Source organism: Mesorhizobium sp. M1348 (genome assembly GCF_040317925.1).
Lineage (GTDB): Bacteria > Pseudomonadota > Alphaproteobacteria > Rhizobiales > Rhizobiaceae > Mesorhizobium.
On the sequence record NZ_JAMYLH010000001.1, the window covers coordinates 516,844 to 537,500 of the forward strand.

Genomic DNA, 20,657 nt, shown 5'->3' on the forward strand with positions numbered 1-20,657 from the left:
GCTACAGTCGCCGTTGTCGATACGACTGGTTGGTGAGATGGACTTAGCGCCGGATGTCGAAGCCGTGGGAGTGACAAGTGTGACGGGATTCCGATGGACTCGCTGATCACGGCCGCAGCGCATGCGCTTGCGGCGGGCGATCCGCTCGGCGCCTTGAAGCGGATTGCGCTGCGCGATGATGCGCCGGCACTGGCGTTGCGCGGTATCGCGATGGCGCAGCTTGGCGACCTGAATAGGGCGAAGGTTCTCCTCAAGAGGGCGGCGCACGCATTCAGCCCGAGGGAGGCAGTGGCCCGCGCGAGGTGTATAGTCGCCGAGGCCGAGATCGCGCTCGTCTCGCGCGACCTTACCTGGCCGGCCAAGGCACTCGACGCCGCGCGGGCGACGCTTGAAAAGCATGGCGACCGCGTCAACGCCGCGCATGCGCGCAATCTCGAAGTCCGGCGCCTGCTGCTGATCGGCCATCTCGACGAAGCCGAGCGCAGGCTGGACGGCTTCGATCCCTCGCCACTGCCGCCGGCATCGCGGGCTGCCCACGAGCTGGCTGTCGCCGGCATCGCCATCCGCCGCTTGCGGACCGGCCCTGCGCGCGCCGCCCTTGACCTGGCGGCGCGGGCGGCGCGCGCGTCCGGCATCCCCGCGCTGATGGCGGAGGTGGAGAGCGCATCGCTGGTGCTGGACACGCCGGCCGCACGACTTGTCGTGCGCGGCGAGGAACGGCCCCTCCTGCTCGACGAAGTCGAAGCCCTCCTGGCGTCGGGGGCGCTCGTGGTGGATGCGTGTCGCAATGTCGTTCGAGTCGCAGATACCGTCGTCTCGCTGGCGACCCGCCCGGTGCTGTTCGCGCTGGCCCGCGCGCTGGCCGAAGCCTGGCCGGGGGACGTAACAAGATCGACGCTTATTGCGCGTGCTTTCCGCGGAAAGGACGCGGACGAATCACATCGCGCGCGGCTGCGCGTCGAAGCCGGGCGGCTTCGCGCGGAGCTTCGGAGCTTGGCGGATGTGAGCGCGACGAAGCGGGGCTTTGCGCTGGCACCGCGCCGCGCAGGTGAGGTCGTCGTGCTGGCGCCACCCGTCGAAGAAGAGCATGCCGCCGTGCTCGCCTTCCTCGCCGACGGCGAGTCTTGGTCGAGTTCGGCCCTGGCGATTGCGCTTGGAGCCAGTTCGCGTACCGTGCAGCGGGCGCTCGAGCAGCTCGCCCAGGCCCGCAAGGTGCAGTCGTTCGGCCGCGGGCGGGCGCGTCGCTGGATGACCCCGCCGCTGCCGGGTTTCCCGACGATCTTGTTACTCCCCGGCCCACTGCCGGGCTACTAGGATGGAATTATGAAACGATCCTCTGCCGAAATCCTCCGTGAATATGGACCCTTTCCGGGTGTCGACCACGTGGACGGCGTTACCTTCGACGGTGAGCATGTCTGGTTTGCGTCAGGCGACAGATTGAACGCCTTCGATCCAGCGACCGGCAAAGTGGTGCGCTCGATCGATGTTGCGGCACACGCCGGAACGGCTTTCGACGGCCAGTACCTCTATCAGATCGCCGAGGATCGCATCCAGAAGATCGATCCGAAGAATGGCCAGGTGCTGGCGTCGATCCCGGCTCCTGGCAACGGCGGTGATTCCGGGCTCGCCTGGGCCGAAGGAACGCTCTGGGTCGGGCAGCACCGGGGCCGAAAGATTCATCAGGTCGATCCCGAGACAGGAGCAATCCTTCGCACCATCGTTTCCAACCGCGTCGTCACCGGCGTCAGCTGGGTCGACGGCGAGCTGTGGCATGGCACCTGGGAGGGTGAGGAGAGCGATGTCCGGCGGATCGATCCTGAAACGGGAAAGGTCCTGGAGAAGCTCGATATGCCGCCGGGAACAGGCGTGTCGGGGCTCGAATCCGATGGCGGCGACCAGTTTTTCTGTGGCGGCGGAAACAGCGGCAAGATCAGGGCCGTTCGCCGGCCCAAACGAGGCTCGGCGGCCAAGATTTGAGCTTTTCCATCCCCTCGGCCCGCTCCTTGGCCGGTTCGGTTAGCTCAGGCTCGCTATCAGTTTTTCGAGCAGGCGGGCCAGCATGATCTGCTCCGGGCGTGCCAACCCAGAAAGTATCTGGTGCTCGTTGGCGACGTGAGCGGCAACCGCCTCGTCAATCAACGCCAGACCCTTTTTAGTCAGCTGAACGACAATCCCGCGGCGATCGTCGGGATGCGGCCCGCGCTTGATCAGGCCGGATTTCTCGAGCCGATCGAGGCGGTTGGTCATCGCGCCCGACGTCACCATCGTCGCCTCGTAGAGAGCCGTCGGCGTCAGCGCGTAGGGCGGCCCGGAACGACGCAGCGTCGCCAGCACGTCGAATTCTCCGGATTGCAGCCCGTAACTTGCAAACAGCGGCGCCAGCCGCTCTCGCGCGATCAGCGAGGCGGCCTCGTGCAGCCGTCCGAGCACGGCCATCGGCGAGACATCGAGATCCGGCCGTTCCTTTTTCCACTGCTCGATCGCTTTTGCCGCGCGATCCATGTCTCTCACCGTTATGTATCTTGACGTGAAGAATCTTTATATTATCTTACCTCAGCTTGTGGTGTAGGCCAAGGGGCCGCGAACGGGCGACGGGACGGTGCGATGAAATTTCTCTGGGACTCGGCGCTTGGCCTTCTGGTCGTCACCGGTGGACTGCTCGGCCTGACGCTGCCGTTCGGCAAGATCGCGACGGCGGCCGGCGTGCCCGCCATGGTCTGGGCCTTCGTCATCTCGCTTGGTGCCGGCGGTGTGCTTTTGTGCGCATTGCTGCTCAACGGGAAGCGCATGCGGCTTACGCCGCACAGGCTGCGCTATTTCTTCGTCACCGCGGCCGTCTCCTACGCAATCCCCAATCTGCTGATGTTTTCAGCCATTCCGCATCTGGGTGCCGGCTACAGCGGCATCATGTTCACGCTGTCGCCGGTCGTCACGCTGGTGTTCTCGATGCTGCTCGGGGTCAGGCGGCCGACCATGCTGGGCGTTGTCGGCATTGCCGTCGGTTTCGTCGGCGCAGTCATGGTGGCGGTGACGCGCGGCGAAGCGGGCCAGCCGGCCGAATTTTTCTGGGTGGCGATGGGCCTGCTCATTCCGGTCAGCCTCGCCGCCGGTAACATCTACCGCACCGTCGACTGGCCCGAAGGCACCGGCCCGATCGAGCTTGCCGTCGGCAGCCATCTGGCAGCAGCCTTGATGCTGCTTGCCGGCATTCTGGTCCTGCTGGGCGGCAATGCATTCGGCTCGCTCGGCGGCGTGCCGCTGGTCGCTGCGGCACAGGTGGCATCAGCCTCGGCGATGTTCGCCTTCTTCTTCCGGCTGCAAGCCGTCGGCGGCCCGGTCTATCTCAGCCAGATCGGCTATGTCGCGGCGGCGGTCGGGCTGTTTGCCGGGACGCTCTTCCTAGGCGAGCGCTATCAATTGCTGACCTGGGCCGGTGCCATCATCATCACCGCCGGCGTGTTCATCACCACCAAGGCGCAAAGCCAGAAGACATAGGGGCCAGAAGGCGTAAGTTTCAGACGGATGCCTTCTCCGCCAGCACCATGTAGTTGACGTCCATGTCCTTCGAGCGCTGCCAGCGGTCGGCGAGCGGGCTGTAGGTGACCCCGGTGCGGTCGATGACGGTCAGGCCGGCGCCGGCAAGCGCTTTTTCGAGTTCCTCGGGGCGCACCAGCTTGCCGAACTGGTGGGTGCCGCGGGGCAGCCAGCGCAGCACATATTCGGCGCCGATGATGGCCAGGCCCAGGGCCTTCAGAGTGCGGTTGATGGTGGCGACGAACATGATGCCGCCGGGCTTGACCATCTCGCCGCATTTGGCCAGGAACAGATCGACATCGGCGACATGCTCGACCACTTCCATGTTGAGGATCACGTCGAATTTTTCGCCGGCGTCGGCCAGGTCTTCCGCGGTGGTGGCGCGGTAATCCACGCTCACGCCGACTTCCGCAGCATGCAGCTTGGCCACTTCGATGTTTGTGGCCGAGGCATCGGCGCCGACCACTTCGGCGCCAAGCCTAGCCATCGGCTCGCACAAAAGTCCGCCGCCGCAGCCTATGTCGAGGAAGCGCAGGCCTTCGAACGGCCGTGCCGCACGCGGGTCGCGGCCGAAGCGAGCCGCCACCTGGTCGCGGATATAGGCAAGCCGGATCGGGTTGAACTTGTGCAACGGGCGGAACTTGCCGTTCGGGTTCCACCATTCGGCGGCAAGGGCGGAAAAGCGTTCCACCTCTCCGGCATCGATCGTCGATCGTCGGGGCTCTGGCATGGTGTGGTCTCCTCGGACGCTAGGAAGTCGGGCGCGAGGCTGCGAATGTCAAGGCGCGAAATTCACCGCCGGCGGCGCGATGCGCGCCATGCCTGCCGGCGCCGCCTTTTGCCGGCTGCATTTGTGTCAGCACGTGTCAGTTGATGGTGTGTCGGAAGGAAACACCTAGGCTCTGGCGGACGAAGCAGAGACATCGTGCTCGAAGGAGTGCAAAACGATGCGGATGGTAGCTTCCATTCTTTGGCGCCGGCTTGACCAGGAAGGCCACGACGCTTGCCTGCTGTCGGAAGCGAGTTCCGGGTGGGACCTCAGGGGACACGCGCTTTTCGTCCAGGACGGCAAGCCGTGCAGCATCGCCTACGAGGTGGACTGCGACGCCGATTGGCATACACGATCGGCGCGCGCCGACGGTTTCCTCGGCACGCAAGAGCTGCATTACAGGATCGACCGGCTGACCGAGCGCCAATGGACGCTGAACGGCGAGCATCAAGCGGAAGTCGACGGTCTCATCGATGTCGATCTCGGCTTCACGCCCGCCACGAACCTTTTGGCGCTTCGCCGTTTTGCCCTCGATGCCGGCACGGCGACGCCCGCCCCGGCAGCCTATCTGACATTTCCCGAACTCAGGCTCGTGCGCCTCGAACAGACCTATCAGCGCGTCGATGCGGCACACTACGCCTATGCCGCGCCGCTGTTCGGCTACAACGAGATGCTGGAGGTCTCGCCGCTAGGCTTCGTCGTCGACTATCCGCGTCTGTGGAGAGCCACAGCACAGCTGGGCTGAAGCGCGCACCATTTTGCAGGCGCGATGCTGCGCTGGTGTGTCGCCCGGCCGGCAGCGGCGGCACGCCTTGCGAAACGACTGTCATTTGGCTAAGGAGGCCGCGCATTGAGCGCCCGGCCACAGCTTGGCGCATTTTTCGCTCTTCGGCCTTCGGTCCGGCATCCAGTCAAAGGCATTTCGCTTCCATGGCGCGCATCGTGATGAAATTCGGCGGAACGTCCGTCGCCGACATCGCCCGCATCCGCAATGTGGCGCGTCATGTCAAACGCGAGGTCGATGCCGGCCATGAGGTCGCCGTCGTGGTCTCGGCGATGGCCGGCAAGACCAACGAGCTCGTGCAATGGACGCGCGAGGCCTCGCCGATGCACGATGCGCGCGAATATGACGCCGTCGTCGCGTCCGGCGAGCAGGTCACCGCCGGCTTGCTGGCGATCGCGCTGCAGAATATCGGCGTGCACGCCCGCTCCTGGCAAGGCTGGCAGATCCCGATCAAGACCGATAACGCGCATGGCGCGGCGCGCATTCTCGATATCGACGGTGCGTTCCTGATCAAGCGCTTCGGCGAAGGCCAGGTGGCGGTGGTCGCCGGTTTCCAGGGCATCGGGCCGGATAATCGGATCGCAACGCTCGGCCGCGGCGGTTCCGATACCAGCGCAGTCGCCATCGCCGCGGCGGTCAAGGCCGACCGCTGCGATATCTACACCGATGTCGACGGTGTCTACACGACCGATCCGCGCATCGAGCCGAAGGCGCGGCGGCTGGCCAAGATTTCCTTCGAGGAAATGCTAGAAATGGCCTCGCTGGGGGCCAAGGTCCTGCAGGTGCGCTCGGTCGAGCTTGCCATGGTGCACAGGGTGCGTACCTTTGTGCGGTCGTCCTTCGACGATCCCGATGCACCCGGAATGGGGGATTTGCTCAATCCGCCGGGAACGCTTATTTGCGACGAGGAAGAGATCGTGGAACAGCAGGTCGTCACCGGAATTGCCTATGCCAAGGACGAAGCGCAGATTTCGCTGCGCCGCGTCGGCGACCGGCCGGGCGTCGCCGCCGGCATTTTCGGGCCGCTGGCCGAGGCCAACATCAATGTCGACATGATCGTCCAGAACATTTCCGAGGACGGCAAGTTCACTGACATGACCTTCACCGTGCCATCCGGCGACGTCGACAAGGCGCTTGCCGTGCTCGAGCGGCTGAAGGCGACGATCGGCTACGATGTGGTGCAGTCGGAAGCCGGCATGTCGAAGGTCTCGGTCATCGGCATCGGCATGCGCAGCCATGCCGGCGTCGCCGCCACCGCCTTCAAGGCCCTGGCCGACCGCGCGATCAACATCCGCGCCATCACAACGTCCGAAATCAAGATTTCGATCCTGATCGACGGTCCCTATACGGAACTAGCAGTTCGCACTTTGCATTCCGTGTACGGTCTGGATAAGCAGTAGCAGACTGCATCGGCCCGAAAATCGGAGTCGATTTTCGGAAAGCACGATGCAGCGGATCGAAAGTCTTGGAGCGGCCTTTATGCGTCCAATTGGACGATGGCGCTCTAATTGAGTTGTTGCGTTTGTGCCGCTGTGCAGGGCAACCTGCACCGGTTGAAACGCTATTGGAGAAGAAGCCGCGATGCGTGATTCGGCCAGTGGCCCGCGCGTTTTGCTGAAACGGCTCCGCGAGCTCATGCAAGAGCCGCTGGAGCCGCAGGAGCGGCTTGACCGAATCGTGCGCGACATCGCCTCCAACATGGTTGCCGAGGTCTGCTCGCTTTATGTTCTGCGCGCCGATTCGGTGCTCGAACTCTACGCCACCGAAGGCCTGAACCCGAACGCCGTCCACCTGGCGCAGCTCAGGCTGGGCCAAGGCCTGGTCGGCACGATCGCGGCCTCGGCGCGGCCGCTCAACCTCTCCAATGCACAGGAGCATCCTGCCTTCGCCTACCTGCCGGAGACCGGGGAAGAAATATACAATTCCTTCCTCGGCGTGCCGGTGCTGCGGGCAGGGCGGACGCTCGGCGTTCTGGTCGTGCAGAACAAGACCATGCGCCATTATCGCGACGACGAGGTCGAGGCGCTGGAAACAACGGCGATGGTGATCGCCGAGATGATCGCCACCGGCGATCTGGAGCGGCTGACAAGGCCCGGTCTCGAGCTCGATCTGCGCCGCCCGGTAAGCTTTACCGGCCTGTCCTTCAACGAAGGCGTCGGTCTCGGCCATGTGGTGCTGCACGAGCCGCGCATCGTCGTCACCAATCTTTTCAACGAGGACAGCGAGGAAGAGGTCAGGCGGCTCGACGCGTCCCTCGGCTCGCTCAGGCTGTCCATCGACGACATGCTGGAGCGCCGCGACGTCGCCTTCGAGGGCGAGCATCGCCAGGTGCTTGAAGCCTATCGCATGTTCGCCAACGACCGCGGCTGGGTACGCCGGCTCGAGGAGGCGATCCGCAACGGCCTGACGGCCGAAGCGGCGGTCGAAAAGGTGCAGAGCGACATGCGTGCCCGCATGCTGCACATGACCGATCCGTACCTGCGCGAACGGATGAGCGATTTCGACGATCTCGCCAATCGGTTGTTGCGGCAGCTGATGGGGCGCGGTCCGGAAGACGTCGCGGCCTCGCTGCCCAAGGACGCCATCATCGTCGCTCGCTCGATGGGGGCTGCCGAGCTGCTCGATTATCCCAGGGACAAACTGCGCGGGCTGGTGCTGGAGGACGGCGCCGCGACCAGCCATGTCGTCATCGTGGCGCGGGCCATGGGCATACCCGTCGCCGGCCAGATGAAGGGCGCCGTTTCCATGGCGGAAAACGGCGATGCCATCATCGTCGACGGCGAGGAAGGCGCGATCCATCTGCGCCCGCAGCCAGACCTCGAGGCGGCCTATGCCGAGAAAGTGCGCTTCAGGGCGCGACGGCAGGAGGTCTACCGCGAACTGCGCAAGAAGCCGTCGGTGACCAAGGACGGTGTCCAGGTCGATCTTCTGATGAATGCCGGGCTGGCGGTCGATCTGCCGCAACTGGCCGAAGCCGGCGCGGCCGGCATCGGCCTGTTCCGCACCGAGCTGCAATTCATGGTCGCTTCGACCTTTCCGCGCGCCGAAGCCCAGGAGCGGCTCTATCGTGACGTGCTCGAGGCGGCGCGCGGCAAGCCGGTGACGTTCCGCACCATCGATATCGGCGGCGACAAGGTGCTGCCGTATTTCAAGGGCTCGATTCAGGAAGAGAACCCGGCGCTCGGCTGGCGCGCCATCCGCCTGACGCTCGACCGGCCCGGATTGCTGCGCACCCAGATCCGCGCGCTGCTCAAGGCGTGCGGCGGGCGCGAACTGAAGCTGATGCTGCCAATGGTGACCGAACTCGGCGAGATCGCGCAGGCGCGCGAGATCATCGATCGCGAGGTGCGGCATCTGTCGCGTTTTGCCCATCATTTGCCGACCAGCCTGAAGCTCGGGGCGATGCTGGAGGTACCGTCGCTGCTGTTCCAGCTCGACGAGCTGATGAAGGCGGTCGATTTCGTCTCGGTCGGCTCGAACGACCTGTTCCAGTTCGTCATGGCGGTGGATCGCGGCAACACCCAATTGTCCGACCGCTTCGACCCGCTCTCGACGCCGTTCCTGCGCGTCCTGAAGCAGATTGCCGACGCCGGGGCGCGCAACCATACGCCGGTGACCCTGTGCGGCGAACTTGCCGGCAAGCCGATTTCGGCGATGGCGCTGATCGGCCTTGGCTACCGCTCGATCTCGATGTCGCCGGCATCGATCGGCCCGGTCAAGGCGATGCTTACGGAACTGCCGCTCAGCGAGCTGGAAGCGTTCTTCGACGACAATCTGATGGCGCCGGCGCATGGCCTGCCGATGCGGGCGCTGCTGCAAGCCTTTGCCGACGACCGCTCTATACCGCTATAGACTTCGCCATGATCAACCTGCCCCGCGACCGTATGGATCAAGTCGTCAAGCGTTTCGACATGCTCGAAGCGCAGATGTCTGCCGGGCCGGCGCCGGATGCCTATGTCAGGATGGCCTCCGAATATGCTGACATCCAGGAGATGGCGGCAAAGATCAGGACACTGCGCGCCGCCGAGCGCGAACAGGCCGATCTGGAGGCGATGCTCGCCGACAAGGGCACCGACGCCGAGATGCGCGCCTTGGCCGAGGCCGACCTGCCGGAGGTCAAAGATCGCATCGAGGCGCTGCAGAAGGACATCCAGATCCTGCTGTTGCCAAGGGATGCCGCCGACGACAAGAACGCCATCCTCGAAATCCGCGCCGGCACCGGCGGTGACGAGGCGGCGCTTTTCGCCGGCGACCTGTTTCGCATGTACGAGCGCTATGCCGCGGCGCGTGGCTGGCGTTTCGAGACGGTGTCGGCCAGCGAGGGTGAGGTCGGCGGCTACAAGGAAATCATAGCCACCGTTTCGGGCAAGGGCGTCTTTGCCCATTTGAAGTTTGAATCCGGCGTGCACCGGGTGCAGCGTGTGCCGACGACCGAGGCGGGCGGACGCATTCATACCTCGGCGGCGACGGTCGCGGTGCTGCCGGAAGCCGAAGAGGTCGATATCGAGATCAGGGCAGAAGACATCCGCATCGACACGATGCGCGCCTCGGGTTCCGGCGGCCAGCACGTCAACACCACCGATTCGGCCGTGCGCATCACCCATCTGCCGACCGGCATCATGGTGGTGCAGGCAGAGAAGTCGCAGCACCAGAACCGGGCGAAGGCCATGCAGATCCTGCGCGCCAGGCTCTACGACCTCGAGCGCAGCAAGGCGGACGAGGAACGTTCCGAATCGCGCAAGTCGCAGGTTGGCTCGGGCGACCGCTCGGAACGCATCCGCACCTATAATTTTCCGCAGGGTCGCGTCACCGATCATCGCATCAACCTGACGCTCTATAAGCTCGACCGGGTGATGATGGGCGAGCTCGACGAGATCATCGACGCGCTGATCGCCGATCACCAGTCGAAGCTGCTCGCCGATATCGGCATCGATGGCTGACAGCCTGCCCGCCACGCTTGCGCCGCTGCTGCGGGAGGCGCGAAACCGGCTTGCCGCAGCCGGGGTTGCGGATCCGGCGCTCGATGCCAGGCTGATCGTCGAGCATTTTTCCGGCACCAGTCGCACGCAGGCCGTCGCCGATCCCGGGCGAGCGGTCGATGCGGACGTGACGGCGGCAATCGAAGCCGCCTTGCGGCGGCGCATCGCCGGCGAGCCGGTACACCGGATCCTTGGCTACCGCGAATTCTACGGCTTGCGCCTTTCGCTTTCGCCGCAAACGCTGGAGCCACGGCCGGATACCGAAACGCTGGTCGAGGCGGTGCTGCCCTTCATCAAGGCAATGGCGGCACGCGAGGGCGGCTGCCGCATCCTCGATCTAGGGACGGGTGCCGGTGCCATCGCGCTGGCGCTGCTCAGCGCCGTTCCGGCCGCGACCGCCACCGGCGTCGACATTTCGCAGGAGGCGCTGGCCACAGCCATGCGTAATGCCGGGGAATTGGGGCTCGCCGGCCGGTTCACGCCGCTCAAATCCGACTGGTTTGAAAAAGTTTCTGGCCGGTACCATGTAATTGTCGCAAACCCTCCCTATATACCCTCAGACGACATTGGAAATCTGCAGGACGAGGTCCGCGGTTTCGATCCACGCCAGGCCCTCGATGGCGGCGTGGACGGTCTGAGCCCCTACAGGAAAATCGCCGCAGGAGCGGCAGCGTATTTGGAACTCCAAGGCAGGATTGCGGTCGAGATCGGCCATACGCAGCACCAACAGGTTACGGAGATATTCTCCGCGGCCGGGTACCGTTCGGTCGGGGCGTTTCGTGATCTCGGCGGAAACGACAGAGTTCTTGCGTTCGAACGGTGGAAGCCGTGATGCAGTGCGAAAAAAGCGCTTGGCAATACCGGGGAATGCGGCTAGGGTCGCCTTAACCGGATGAGACGAAGCAGGCAGTGCTCTTAGCGATTCGGTTTTCCTTGGAAATAGCTGCCTTCTTGCGCAAACGACGCCCAAGCTTCGTGCGGGAATCGTCCGGCAAGTGAAGTAACCGGAACAGGATGGCACGTGGCGCCAACGCAATTGATGCGGGCGAACGCCGGTGAAGGAACGAAACGGCTGGCCGCATGAGCGCCTCCGTTCGTGAAGAGTTTTTCGAAAATTTCAAAGTGAAGAGAGTCTAATGAGGCCACAACAGCAAAACAGGCGCATGCGCGGTCGCAACAACAATGGCGGCGGCGGCAACAACAATAACAACAACAATCGTAAGGGGCCGAATCCCCTGACGCGCAACTATGAGAGCAACGGCCCGGACGTGAAGATCCGCGGATCGGCTCAGCAGATTGCCGAGAAGTACGCAACCCTTGCCCGTGACGCGCAAAGCTCCGGCGACCGGGTGATGGCGGAAAACTATCTCCAGCATGCAGAGCACTATAACCGCATCATCGCAGCCGCTCAGGCGCAGATGCCGATCCAGAACGCGCAGCAGAATCGCGACGATTTCGACGATGACGGCGACGAGGATCGCGACGAGTTCGACAATGCCGGCAACAACAATGCCAACGAGGCTTCGGCTTCGGCCAATCACGGTGCTGGCCCGCAGCCGGTCATCGATGGCACGCCGGCCGAGCTGGCGCTGAACCAGGAAAACAGCCGCGACAATCGGGGCGGCCGCGATAACCGTGACGGCCGCGACAACAATAGCGGACGCCACCGCGACCGTCGCCCCAATGGCGGTTACGGCCAGAACGGCCAGCGCGGCGAATATGCCTCGCGCGGCGAGCAGGGTGGCCAGCGCGTCGAACAGCCACGGCGCGACGAGGTTCCGGCGCAGGCGGAGCCCGTGCCGGCCGCTGAGCCGGTCTTTGTGGGTGAGCCCGCACCGCAATTCGACAACCTTTCGCCGGCGGGTCTCGCCGCCCAGGCCGAGCTCAACGAAGCCGCTGCCGAAAACAGCCCGGCCCGCCGCCCCAGGCGTCCGCGTCGCCCGCGCCTCGATGTCGAACAGGCAAATGGCGGCAACGACAACGCCGGCCCTGACAGTGCCGAGACAAGCAATGCTGAAACTGGCAACACCGACGCTGGCAATGTCGATGCAGCGCCGGCTGAAGGCCCCGACGGTCAAGCTGTGATCGCAGACGTCGAGAATTGATCGAAAAAACGTTCAGCCGATCTCAGCGCATCCTTTACTCTAAAGAGCGTCGCGTTCGACCGGCCTCATACTACGCGTTTTAGGTTCTTGTTTTGATGCATGTCGTTATCGCAAAACCGCTGCACACTTTTGCGCGACATGCATAGACGGCGGAGAGAAATCTCCGCCGTTTTTGTTTTGCGCGCTCGGGATATTATGCGTCCGCCAGTGTCGAGGCGTCTTGAGGGTCCGTGGTTTGCGTCCCATATCTTGCGTGAACACAGGATCCGGCTCGAACGGGCGGGTCCGTCACCGCAATCTGATCCGGTGCCGCGAAGCGGGCCGGTGACGGAAGGAGACAGGCATGAATCTTGAAAAATATTCCGAGCGCGTGCGCGGCTTTATCCAGTCCGCGCAAACCATGGCGCTTTCCCGCAATCACCAGCAATTCACCCCCGAGCATATCCTCAAGGTCCTTGTCGACGACGACGAAGGCCTGGCTGCGTCACTGATCGAGCGCGCCGGCGGCAATGTCCGTGACGTCAAGCTCGGTGTCGAAACGGCACTGGAGGCAATGCCCAAGGTCGAAGGCGGCAATGGCCAGCTCTATCTGGCGCAGCCGCTGGCAAAGGTGTTTTCAACCGCCGAGGAACTGGCCAAGAAGGCCGGTGACAGCTTCGTCACCGTCGAACGGCTATTGCAGGCGCTGGCCATGGAAAAGTCGGCCAAGACCGCCGACATCTTGGCCAAGGCCGGTGTCACGCCGCAGGCGTTGAACCAGGTCATCAACGACGTACGTAAAGGTCGCACCGCCGATTCGGCGAGTGCCGAGCAGGGCTACGACGCGCTGAAGAAATACGCGCGCGATCTGACGGCGGACGCCCGTGCGGGCAAGCTCGATCCCGTCATTGGCCGCGACGACGAAATCCGCCGCACCATCCAGGTGCTGTCGCGGCGCACCAAGAACAATCCGGTGCTGATCGGCGAGCCCGGCGTCGGCAAGACGGCGATTGCCGAAGGGCTGGCGCTGCGCATCGTCAATGGCGATGTGCCGGAATCGCTCAAGGACAAGCAACTTATGGCGCTCGACATGGGGTCGCTGATCGCCGGCGCCAAATACCGCGGCGAGTTCGAGGAGCGGCTGAAGGCGGTGCTTTCCGAAGTCACGTCTGCCGCCGGCGGCATCATCCTGTTCATCGACGAGATGCACACCCTGGTCGGCGCCGGCAAGGCGGATGGCGCCATGGATGCGTCGAACCTGCTGAAGCCGGCCCTGGCACGCGGCGAGCTGCACTGCGTCGGCGCAACGACGCTCGACGAATACCGCAAGCATGTCGAGAAGGATGCGGCCCTCGCCCGCCGCTTCCAGCCGGTCTTCGTCAACGAGCCGACGGTCGAAGACACCGTCTCGATCCTGCGCGGATTGAAAGAGAAATACGAGCAGCACCACAAAGTGCGCATCTCGGATTCGGCACTGGTCGCGGCCGCAACCCTGTCCAACCGCTACATCGCTGACCGCTTCCTGCCGGACAAGGCGATCGACCTGGTCGACGAGGCCGCGTCGCGGCTCCGCATGCAGGTCGATTCGAAGCCCGAGGCGCTGGACGAGATCGACCGCCGCATCATGCAGCTCAAGATCGAGCGCGAGGCGCTGAAGGTCGAGAAGGACGATGCCTCGAAGGACCGGCTCGCCCGGCTCGAGAAGGAACTCTCGAACCTCGAGGAGGAATCGACCGAGCTGACTTCGAAATGGCAGGCCGAGAAGCAGAAGCTCGGGCTTGCCGCCGACCTCAAGAAGCAGCTCGACGAGGCGCGCAACGAACTTGCCATTGCCCAGCGCAAGGGCGAATTCCAGCGCGCCGGCGAACTTGCCTATGGCAAGATCCCAGAACTCGAAAAGCAGCTGAAGCAGGCCGAAGCCAGGGATGGCAAGGCCGGCATGGTCGAAGAAGTGGTCGGCCCCGATCACGTCGCCCATATCGTCTCGCGCTGGACGGGGATCCCGGTCGACAAGATGCTGGAAGGCGAGCGCGACAAGCTGTTGCGCATGGAAGACGAGATAGGCAAGCGCGTCGTCGGCCAGGGCGAGGCCGTGCAGGCGGTGTCGAAGGCGGTACGCCGTGCGCGCGCCGGCCTGCAGGACCCGAACCGGCCGCTCGGCTCGTTCATGTTCCTCGGGCCGACGGGCGTCGGCAAGACCGAATTGACCAAGGCGCTGGCCAGCTTCCTGTTCGACGACGAGAGCGCCATGGTGCGTATCGACATGTCGGAGTTCATGGAGAAGCACTCGGTCGCCCGGCTGATCGGCGCGCCTCCCGGCTATGTCGGCTATGAGGAAGGCGGCGCGCTGACCGAAGCGGTACGGCGCCGGCCCTATCAGGTCGTGCTGTTCGACGAGATCGAGAAGGCGCATCCGGACGTCTTCAACGTGCTGCTGCAGGTGCTCGACGACGGCCGGCTGACGGACGGGCAGGGCCGTACGGTCGACTTCCGCAATACGCTGATCATCATGACGTCCAATCTCGGCGCCGAATATCTCGTCAATCTTAGCGAGGACCAAGATGTCGATGTCGTGCGCGACGAGGTGATGAACGTCGTCAGGGCTTCGTTCCGGCCGGAATTCCTCAACCGCATCGACGAGGTGATCCTGTTCCACCGGCTGCGCCGCCAGGATATGGGCCAGATCGTCCAAATCCAGCTCAAGCGGCTGGAAAACCTGCTTGTCGACCGCAAGATATCGCTTTCGCTCGATCAGGAGGCGATCGACTGGCTGGCGGCCAAGGGTTACGACCCGGCCTATGGCGCGCGGCCGCTGAAGCGGGTGATGCAGAAGGAATTGCAGGATCCGCTGGCGGAAAAGATCCTGCTCGGCGAGATACTCGACGGCTCGACCGTCAAGGTCACCGCCGGCTCCGACCGCTTGAACTTCCGCTCGAAGCCGGCAGTCGTGGCAACCGAGGCGGCCGCCTGACTTCAAGCCAAGTGCCTGTTCCATCCCGATCGAATCGGGATGGAACTCCTATCTTCAATTTTGACCATGATCTTTTCCGAAAAATCGGCCGACCTTCGGTTGATGGTCTAACACCACTGGCGGGGCGCAGATGACGTTGGACGACTACAACAGTTTCTGCGCCTCGCTGCCTTCGACGACCCACGTCGTGCAGTGGGGCGGCGCCCATGTCTGGAAAGTCGGCAGCAAGGTGTTTGCGATCGGCGGCTGGAGTGAAGGCAAGGAGCCGTTCGTCACCTTCAAATGCTCCGATATCGCCTATGATGTGCTGAGGGAATAGGCGGGCCTTCGGCCGGCGCCGTATCTCGCCTCGCGCGGCATGAAATGGATCCAGCGCCGGACAAGCGAAAGCATGGATGATGAGGCGCTGAAGGATTATTTGCGCGAAAGCCACCGTCTTGTCGCGCTGAAGCTGACGAAGCAGGCACGCAAGGAATTGCGGCTCACTGTCGGTTGATCGGCCGGAAATCCGCCATCTTCATGCCCGGTTCATATTGGAACCTTATGGTTGACAACTGATTTGCCGTCGAAGGGGTTCGCCTGCCGCATCGGCCCGAAGATCGAATTCGATGTTCGGAAAGCACGATGCGGAGATTTAGGTATTGGAGCGACCTTTTCGCGTCCGAAAGGACGCGCGGCGCTCTGAGGGGACAACGCCGACGGCGGCATTTACGGACCGGAGAATCTTGGCCACCATGTTGCGCACCATCTTCACCCTTTCAGCGCTTGCTGCCGGGCTGCTGGCTTCTAATGCGATGGCCTCACCCCTGGCGGACACCGCGCCGGGGGTTGTTCGCGCTGCCGATGCGGGCGGCGTTCTGATCGCCCAGAACGGCAATCTCGATATCTACTACGACGCCAGGGGAAACCGCGTCATCGTCGATGCGGAGACCGGCAAGGTTATCGCCATCCAGCCGCCGCAAACCAGGCTCGACCGCCGCGCCTTGCGCCGCGAGCGCTTGCGCAATCTCGGACCGGTCGAGGACGACCGCTATTATCTCGACGACCCGCAGGACATGGCGCGTTACCGCCGCAGGCAGTTGGAAGACGAGGGCAGGATCATCGTGCCGCCTGCCGACGACTACGATTTTAATGGCGACAATTCGGTGGAAGCCTTCCCCGAAGCGCCACGGGATGACGGCTACGGCAACGATTATCCGGAGGCAGCGCAGCCGGTGAAGCCGCGCACTATCGAGCGCCAGCCGCTCAACGAGGCCTCGATCGAGCCGGTCGAGCCGACAGTGCCGAACGAGCAGGCGGCCTTACCGCCAGACACAGCCCCGCCGCCAAGCACTGGCGGCAAGACGGCGGTCGACCCGTCGCTTGCGCTCGGCGCCCGCGAGGACGTGGCGGCGCTGCAGGTGCTGCTCGACCGTGCCGGTGCGTCGCCCGGCGTCATCGACGGACGCTTCGGCTCGAATGTCGATAAGGCGCTCGCCGCCTATAACGAGATCACCGGCAGCAATCTGAAATCGACCGACGCGATCGGCATCCAGGCGGCCCTGGCGCAATCCGGCGGCGATGCCTTCGCCTCCTATACGATCACGCCCGAGGATGCGGCCGGCCCCTATGTCGCCTCGATACCGGAGGACTACAGCCAAAAGGCCCAACTCGATCGCATGGGCTACACGTCGGTACCCGAAGCGCTGGCCGAGCGCTTCCATATGGATGAAACCTATCTGAAATCGCTCAATCCGGAGGCCAATTTCAATCGTCCGGGCACCATCATCAAGGTTGCCAATTTCGGCAGGCTGGTGGCGACGCCGGTGGCGCGCATCATCGCCGACAAGGCCAACAAGCAGGTCCGCGCCTATGATGCGGCGGGCAAGCTGGTCGCGGCCTATCCGGCAACTATCGGCTCGTCGGACACGCCGTCGCCGTCCGGCACGCATACCGTGTCGCGTGTCGCATTGGATCCGAATTACACCTACAACCCGAACATCAATTTCAAGCAGGGCGAAAACGACAGGATCCTGACCATCCCGCCGGGGCCGAACGGCCCGGTCGGCTCCGTCTGGATTGCGCTCGACAAGCCGACCTACGGCATTCACGGCACGCCGGACCCGTCCAAGATCGGCAAGACCGAAAGCCATGGCTGCGTGCGGCTGACCAATTGGGACGCGCGCGAGCTTGCCAAGATCGTGACGCCCGGCGTGACGGTGGAGTTCGTCGAGTAGGGTATGTTGATATTCAGGTGATGCCGGCCTGCAAACGGCGGCTTCCTGCGCTTCCGGTGCTCACGTACCCAAAAGTACGCTCCGCTCCGGTTCTCGGAAGCCACCATTTTCGGCTCGGCCTGACCTGAATCTCAACACACCCTAAAGCGGACAGGCGTCGCTCCATTCACCCGATGACCTTGCGCAGCAGTGGCGCGCGCAGCGCTGCCGCGTAGATCAACTGCACCACCAGGATGAAGCCGACGCTGAGCAACGGGCTGACCAGGCAGAGTGCAGCGCCGACCGCCCACAGGATCTGCGCCTTGACGATGCGCAGATAGACCGTTCGGGTGGTCTCCGCGTCGACACCTTCGGCAAGGAAGCCGTTTTTGTCCGCATAGCGCCAACTGGCGAGCAGCGTCAGTCCCAGCATAAAAAGATTGAGCCAGTAGACGAGCACCGCAGTCCTAAATTCAAGGAAGTCGGCCAAAAGATCGGTCGAGAACGGCAGCAAGGCGATGAAGCCGAGGAAGCAGAGGTTCAGCGTGGCAAGCCGCCGGTCGGATTTTGCAATCAGCCCGTGCTGCGCCTGCTGGCCGAACCAGAAGATGGTCAGCGTCAGGAAGCTGAGCGCATAGGTCAGAAAACGCGGCGCCAGTGCTGTGATCGCGGCGATCAACTCGCTTTCGGAATGCACCGTTTCATGCGCCGGCACCCTGATCTCGAGAACGATCAGGGTGAGCGCGATGGCGAACACGCCGTCGGTGATGCCGACGACGCGCCCGCGTCCTTCCGCCGACGGTTCGAGCGGTCGTTTCATGCGGTATTTCCCCGTTGTCTGTAGCGCTGCGAGAAGCTTAGCACGGCATCTAACGTTTGCACCCGGATCGGCGTGACCCTGCCTGTGTGGCCCGGTTCGGGCTGGTTTCAACGAGAACAGCCTGCTGGCCGGTTGTCGCCGGCGTGGGGGCGGTCTAGGTAAGGCGGCATGCACACGCCAACCAAAGTCGGTACCGGCGCCGTTCCCCTGACCGGCTCACTTCCGGCCGATACGTTCTGTCCGCAGGCGCAGCGGCGGTTCGTGCTGATCGCCGCGATCCTGGCTTCCGCGCTCGGCTTCATCGACGGATCGGTCCTGGCCATTGCGACGCCGGCGATCCGCCTCGACCTCGGCGCCAGCCTTGCCGAGGCACAATGGATTTCCAATGCCTATGCATTGACGCTTTCAGCCCTCATTCTCGTCGGCGGCGCCGCCGGCGATCGCTTCGGCCTGCGCCACTCCTTTGTCGCCGGCATCGTCCTGTTCATCGCCGCCTCGCTCGCCTGCGCGTTGGCGCCTAACCCGGCGGTGCTTATTGCGTTTCGGGCTATCCAGGGTGTCGGCGCGGCCATCATGGTGCCGGGCAGCCTGGCCATTATCGCCAAAGCCTATCCAAAAAAGGAACGCGGGCGGGCGATCGGCATCTGGGCCGCGGCATCGGCACTGACGACGGCGCTCGGCCCGGTGCTGGGCGGCTTCGTGCTGTCGGCATTCGGCGACGGCATCTGGCGGGCGATCTTCGCCATCAATCTGCCGCTCGGTCTTATCTCGATCTATCTTCTGCTGGCCAAGGTCCCTGCCGACGCGCCGGCGGAAAAGCGCAGCCTCGATCTCGGCGGCGCTGCACTCGCCATATTGGCGTTCGGAGCTCTCGCTTACGGCCTGACCTCGATGAGCGGCGAGGGAGAGGGGCTGATGTCCGGCCCGAGTATTGCCGCCGGTGCGGTTTTGCTCGTCGTGTTCATCCTCTTCGAGCGCCGGCGGCGCGAGCCGATGATCGACCTGTCGCTGTTTCGGATCGGCGCGTTCGCGGGCGCCAATGTGGCGACCTTCTTCCTTTATTTCGCGCTGTCGGCCAATCTGTTCTATCTGCCGATGCTCATGATCGCCGGATGGGGGCTGAGCGCGGCCGAGGTCGGTTTCATCTTCCTGCCGCTGTCGGCATTGATCGCATTGTTGTCCGGACCGGTCGGCCAGTGGTCCGACCGCATCGGGCCTCGCTTTCCGGTCGCCAGCGGCAGTCTGGTTGTGGCTCTTGCCTTTGCCGGGCTTGCCTTGCTGGCCTATTGGGGGATCCACAATTTCTGGTTGGGGGTGTTCCCGCTGATGACGCTGATGGGGTTCGGCATGGCGCTGGTGGTGTCGCCGCTCTCGACCGCCATCATGACGGCGGTCGAGGACAAGGATACGGGTGCCGCCTCGGGCATCAACAACGCCGTCTCGCGCATCGGCGGCCTGATCGCCGTGGCGGCGATGGGATCGCTGGCGGCCTGGGTTTATGCTGGCGTGCTCGGCATCGGTGCCGGCCCCGGGATTCCGGGCTTCGGCGAACCGCCGCCCGCCGGCCTGGCGCCCGGCCTCGACGCGGCACGACTTGCCGCCAGCGACGCGGCATTCGCGGCCGTTGCCGCGGTGACCGCGCTGCTTTGCCTGCTTTCGGCAATCATCGCGTGGACGACGGTTTCCGGCGAGCGGCTGCCATGGGCGCGCGACACGGCGAATCAGCAGAGCTGACGACGAAAACGTCGACTCAGCCTTCGATCTTGGCGCTCGCTACCTTCAACTGATTGCTGTCTTCCTGCTTGAGCAGGTCGTCGATGCGTTCGCGCTCGCGCTTGAAGGCGACGAGGTCGTCGCCCTTCAGCGTCTTGCCGACCGGCAGGCGGACGCGCATCGAATCGACCTTGGTGCCGTTGACGATCAGTTCGTAATGAAGATGCGGACCGGTGGAGAGGCCGGTTGAGCCGAGATAGCCGATAACCTGACCCTGGCGAACGCGAACACCCGGCTCGATGCCCTTGGCAAAGGCGCTCTGGTGATTGTAGGACGTCTCGTAGCCATTTGCGTGACGCAAGATGATCTGCTTGCCATAGCCGCCGGCCCAGCCGGCCTTTTCGACAACGCCATTGCCTGCGGCAATGATCGGCGATCCCACGGGAGCTGCCCAGTCGGTGCCGGTATGCATTTTCACATACCCCAAAATGGGGTGGCGCCTGGCACCGAACCCGGACGTAAATCGGCCATTGGGCAGGGGATTGCGCAGCAGAAACTGCTGGGCGCTGCTGCCGTTTTCGTCGAAATAGTCGGTGCTGCCGTCCTGAATCTGGAAACGGTAGAAATTTCGCGTCGTGCCGCCGAAAGTCGCGGAGACGTAGAGGAGCTCCGACTCGTCGGAGGCCTGGTCGTCGCCATCCGGCTGCGAGAACAGCACCTCGATGCGGTCCGTGGGATTGAGGCGCGACTGGAAGTCGACACTGGATGCCAGCAACTTGATCAGCCGCTGCGTCATCGCCTTGGACAT

The 20,657-nt window shown here is 63.9% G+C and carries 16 protein-coding genes and 1 pseudogene (1 of these 17 running past the window's edge); 13 read left to right on the forward strand and 4 right to left on the reverse strand.

Translation table 11 applies throughout. The features are described 5' to 3' along the window. Positions 1-93: 93 nt before the first annotated feature. On the forward strand, positions 94-1,314 hold the full coding sequence (locus tag NKH13_RS02640; protein ID WP_352910464.1) for a helix-turn-helix domain-containing protein: 1,221 nt from the start codon (positions 94-96) through the stop codon (positions 1,312-1,314). A 9-nt stretch (positions 1,315-1,323) separates the two neighbouring features. Beyond that, positions 1,324-1,977, forward strand: a complete 654-nt coding sequence (locus tag NKH13_RS02645) for a Vgb family protein (protein WP_352910465.1) — start codon at positions 1,324-1,326, stop codon at positions 1,975-1,977. Between the two features lie 39 nt (positions 1,978-2,016). Here NKH13_RS02645 and NKH13_RS02650 read toward each other — a convergent pair whose 3' ends face one another. Then, positions 2,017-2,502: a MarR family winged helix-turn-helix transcriptional regulator gene (locus NKH13_RS02650; protein WP_352910468.1), complete on the reverse strand. Its 486-nt coding sequence runs from the start codon at positions 2,500-2,502 to the stop codon at positions 2,017-2,019. 102 nt (positions 2,503-2,604) lie between these two features. Between NKH13_RS02650 and NKH13_RS02655 the strand changes: the two genes are divergently transcribed. After that, positions 2,605-3,495: a DMT family transporter gene (locus tag NKH13_RS02655; RefSeq protein WP_352910471.1), complete on the forward strand. Its 891-nt coding sequence runs from the start codon at positions 2,605-2,607 to the stop codon at positions 3,493-3,495. A 19-nt stretch (positions 3,496-3,514) separates the two neighbouring features. Here the strand turns inward: NKH13_RS02655 and ubiG are convergent, their stop codons facing one another. Continuing rightward, entirely contained in the window at positions 3,515-4,264 is a 750-nt protein-coding gene (gene ubiG, locus NKH13_RS02660; RefSeq protein ID WP_352910472.1) for a bifunctional 2-polyprenyl-6-hydroxyphenol methylase/3-demethylubiquinol 3-O-methyltransferase UbiG, read from the reverse strand. 217 nt (positions 4,265-4,481) lie between these two features. On the opposite strand from ubiG, the gene NKH13_RS02665 reads away from it, so the two are divergent. The 9 genes and pseudogenes from NKH13_RS02665 (at position 4,482) to NKH13_RS02705 (ending at position 17,337) form a co-directional block, all read left to right on the forward strand. After that, on the forward strand, positions 4,482-5,048 hold the full coding sequence (locus NKH13_RS02665; RefSeq protein ID WP_352910474.1) for a putative glycolipid-binding domain-containing protein: 567 nt from the start codon (positions 4,482-4,484) through the stop codon (positions 5,046-5,048). Between the two features lie 185 nt (positions 5,049-5,233). Then, positions 5,234-6,487 carry an aspartate kinase gene (locus NKH13_RS02670; protein ID WP_254816709.1) on the forward strand — a complete coding sequence of 418 codons (1,254 nt, stop codon included), beginning with the start codon at positions 5,234-5,236 and terminating at the stop codon, positions 6,485-6,487. A 181-nt stretch (positions 6,488-6,668) separates the two neighbouring features. Further along, positions 6,669-8,939: a phosphoenolpyruvate--protein phosphotransferase gene (gene ptsP / locus NKH13_RS02675; RefSeq protein WP_292661374.1), complete on the forward strand. Its 2,271-nt coding sequence runs from the start codon at positions 6,669-6,671 to the stop codon at positions 8,937-8,939. Positions 8,940-8,947: 8 nt separating this feature from the next. After that, positions 8,948-10,027, forward strand: a complete 1,080-nt coding sequence (gene prfA, locus NKH13_RS02680; RefSeq protein ID WP_352910476.1) for a peptide chain release factor 1 — start codon at positions 8,948-8,950, stop codon at positions 10,025-10,027. Next, the gene (gene prmC / locus NKH13_RS02685) at positions 10,020-10,898 is read left to right on the forward strand and encodes a peptide chain release factor N(5)-glutamine methyltransferase (protein ID WP_352910477.1); all 879 of its coding nucleotides are present in this window, start codon (positions 10,020-10,022) and stop codon (positions 10,896-10,898) included. The genes prfA and prmC overlap by 8 nt, the downstream gene beginning before the upstream one ends. Before the next feature lie 331 nt (positions 10,899-11,229). Next, complete coding sequence (locus tag NKH13_RS02690) at positions 11,230-12,171, forward strand: DUF4167 domain-containing protein (protein ID WP_352910479.1); 942 nt, start codon at positions 11,230-11,232, stop codon at positions 12,169-12,171. Positions 12,172-12,514: 343 nt separating this feature from the next. Next, a complete protein-coding gene (clpB, locus tag NKH13_RS02695) occupies positions 12,515-15,121 on the forward strand; it encodes an ATP-dependent chaperone ClpB (RefSeq protein ID WP_352910482.1) in 2,607 nt (868 codons plus the stop codon). Between the two features lie 130 nt (positions 15,122-15,251). Next, positions 15,252-15,617 (forward strand): annotated as a pseudogene (locus tag NKH13_RS02700) (MmcQ/YjbR family DNA-binding protein). Positions 15,618-15,855: 238 nt separating this feature from the next. Then, on the forward strand, positions 15,856-17,337 hold the full coding sequence (locus NKH13_RS02705; protein WP_352910483.1) for a L,D-transpeptidase family protein: 1,482 nt from the start codon (positions 15,856-15,858) through the stop codon (positions 17,335-17,337). A 166-nt stretch (positions 17,338-17,503) separates the two neighbouring features. Here the strand turns inward: NKH13_RS02705 and NKH13_RS02710 are convergent, their stop codons facing one another. Continuing rightward, a complete protein-coding gene (locus NKH13_RS02710; protein WP_352910485.1) occupies positions 17,504-18,136 on the reverse strand; it encodes a TMEM175 family protein in 633 nt (210 codons plus the stop codon). A 168-nt stretch (positions 18,137-18,304) separates the two neighbouring features. On the opposite strand from NKH13_RS02710, the gene NKH13_RS02715 reads away from it, so the two are divergent. Next, on the forward strand, positions 18,305-19,870 hold the full coding sequence (locus NKH13_RS02715; RefSeq protein ID WP_352910488.1) for an MFS transporter: 1,566 nt from the start codon (positions 18,305-18,307) through the stop codon (positions 19,868-19,870). A 16-nt stretch (positions 19,871-19,886) separates the two neighbouring features. Here the strand turns inward: NKH13_RS02715 and NKH13_RS02720 are convergent, their stop codons facing one another. Next, positions 19,887-20,657: the end of a M23 family metallopeptidase gene (locus NKH13_RS02720; RefSeq protein ID WP_352910490.1), read on the reverse strand. 1,188 nt of this gene lie beyond the right edge of the window; the window shows 771 of its 1,959 coding nt (coding positions 1,189-1,959); its start codon lies off the right edge, out of view — the gene reads right to left on this strand; the stop codon is at positions 19,887-19,889.

Bases quoted from the DNA above. Each gene is read 5' to 3' on its own strand.
- ubiG (WP_352910472.1), bottom strand. From the start codon at position 4,264: ATGCCAGAGCCCCGACGATCGACGATCGATGCCGGAGAGGTGGAACGC.
- NKH13_RS02670 (WP_254816709.1), top strand. From the start codon at position 5,234: ATGGCGCGCATCGTGATGAAATTCGGCGGAACGTCCGTCGCCGACATC.
- NKH13_RS02655 (WP_352910471.1), top strand. From the start codon at position 2,605: ATGAAATTTCTCTGGGACTCGGCGCTTGGCCTTCTGGTCGTCACCGGT.
- NKH13_RS02650 (WP_352910468.1), bottom strand. From the start codon at position 2,502: ATGGATCGCGCGGCAAAAGCGATCGAGCAGTGGAAAAAGGAACGGCCG.
- clpB (WP_352910482.1), top strand. From the start codon at position 12,515: ATGAATCTTGAAAAATATTCCGAGCGCGTGCGCGGCTTTATCCAGTCC.
- prfA (WP_352910476.1), top strand. From the start codon at position 8,948: ATGATCAACCTGCCCCGCGACCGTATGGATCAAGTCGTCAAGCGTTTC.
- prmC (WP_352910477.1), top strand. From the start codon at position 10,020: ATGGCTGACAGCCTGCCCGCCACGCTTGCGCCGCTGCTGCGGGAGGCG.
- ptsP (WP_292661374.1), top strand. From the start codon at position 6,669: ATGCGTGATTCGGCCAGTGGCCCGCGCGTTTTGCTGAAACGGCTCCGC.
- NKH13_RS02690 (WP_352910479.1), top strand. From the start codon at position 11,230: ATGCGCGGTCGCAACAACAATGGCGGCGGCGGCAACAACAATAACAAC.
- NKH13_RS02715 (WP_352910488.1), top strand. From the start codon at position 18,305: ATGCACACGCCAACCAAAGTCGGTACCGGCGCCGTTCCCCTGACCGGC.
- NKH13_RS02665 (WP_352910474.1), top strand. From the start codon at position 4,482: ATGCGGATGGTAGCTTCCATTCTTTGGCGCCGGCTTGACCAGGAAGGC.
- NKH13_RS02640 (WP_352910464.1), top strand. From the start codon at position 94: ATGGACTCGCTGATCACGGCCGCAGCGCATGCGCTTGCGGCGGGCGAT.
- NKH13_RS02710 (WP_352910485.1), bottom strand. From the start codon at position 18,136: ATGAAACGACCGCTCGAACCGTCGGCGGAAGGACGCGGGCGCGTCGTC.
- NKH13_RS02645 (WP_352910465.1), top strand. From the start codon at position 1,324: ATGAAACGATCCTCTGCCGAAATCCTCCGTGAATATGGACCCTTTCCG.
- NKH13_RS02705 (WP_352910483.1), top strand. From the start codon at position 15,856: ATGTTGCGCACCATCTTCACCCTTTCAGCGCTTGCTGCCGGGCTGCTG.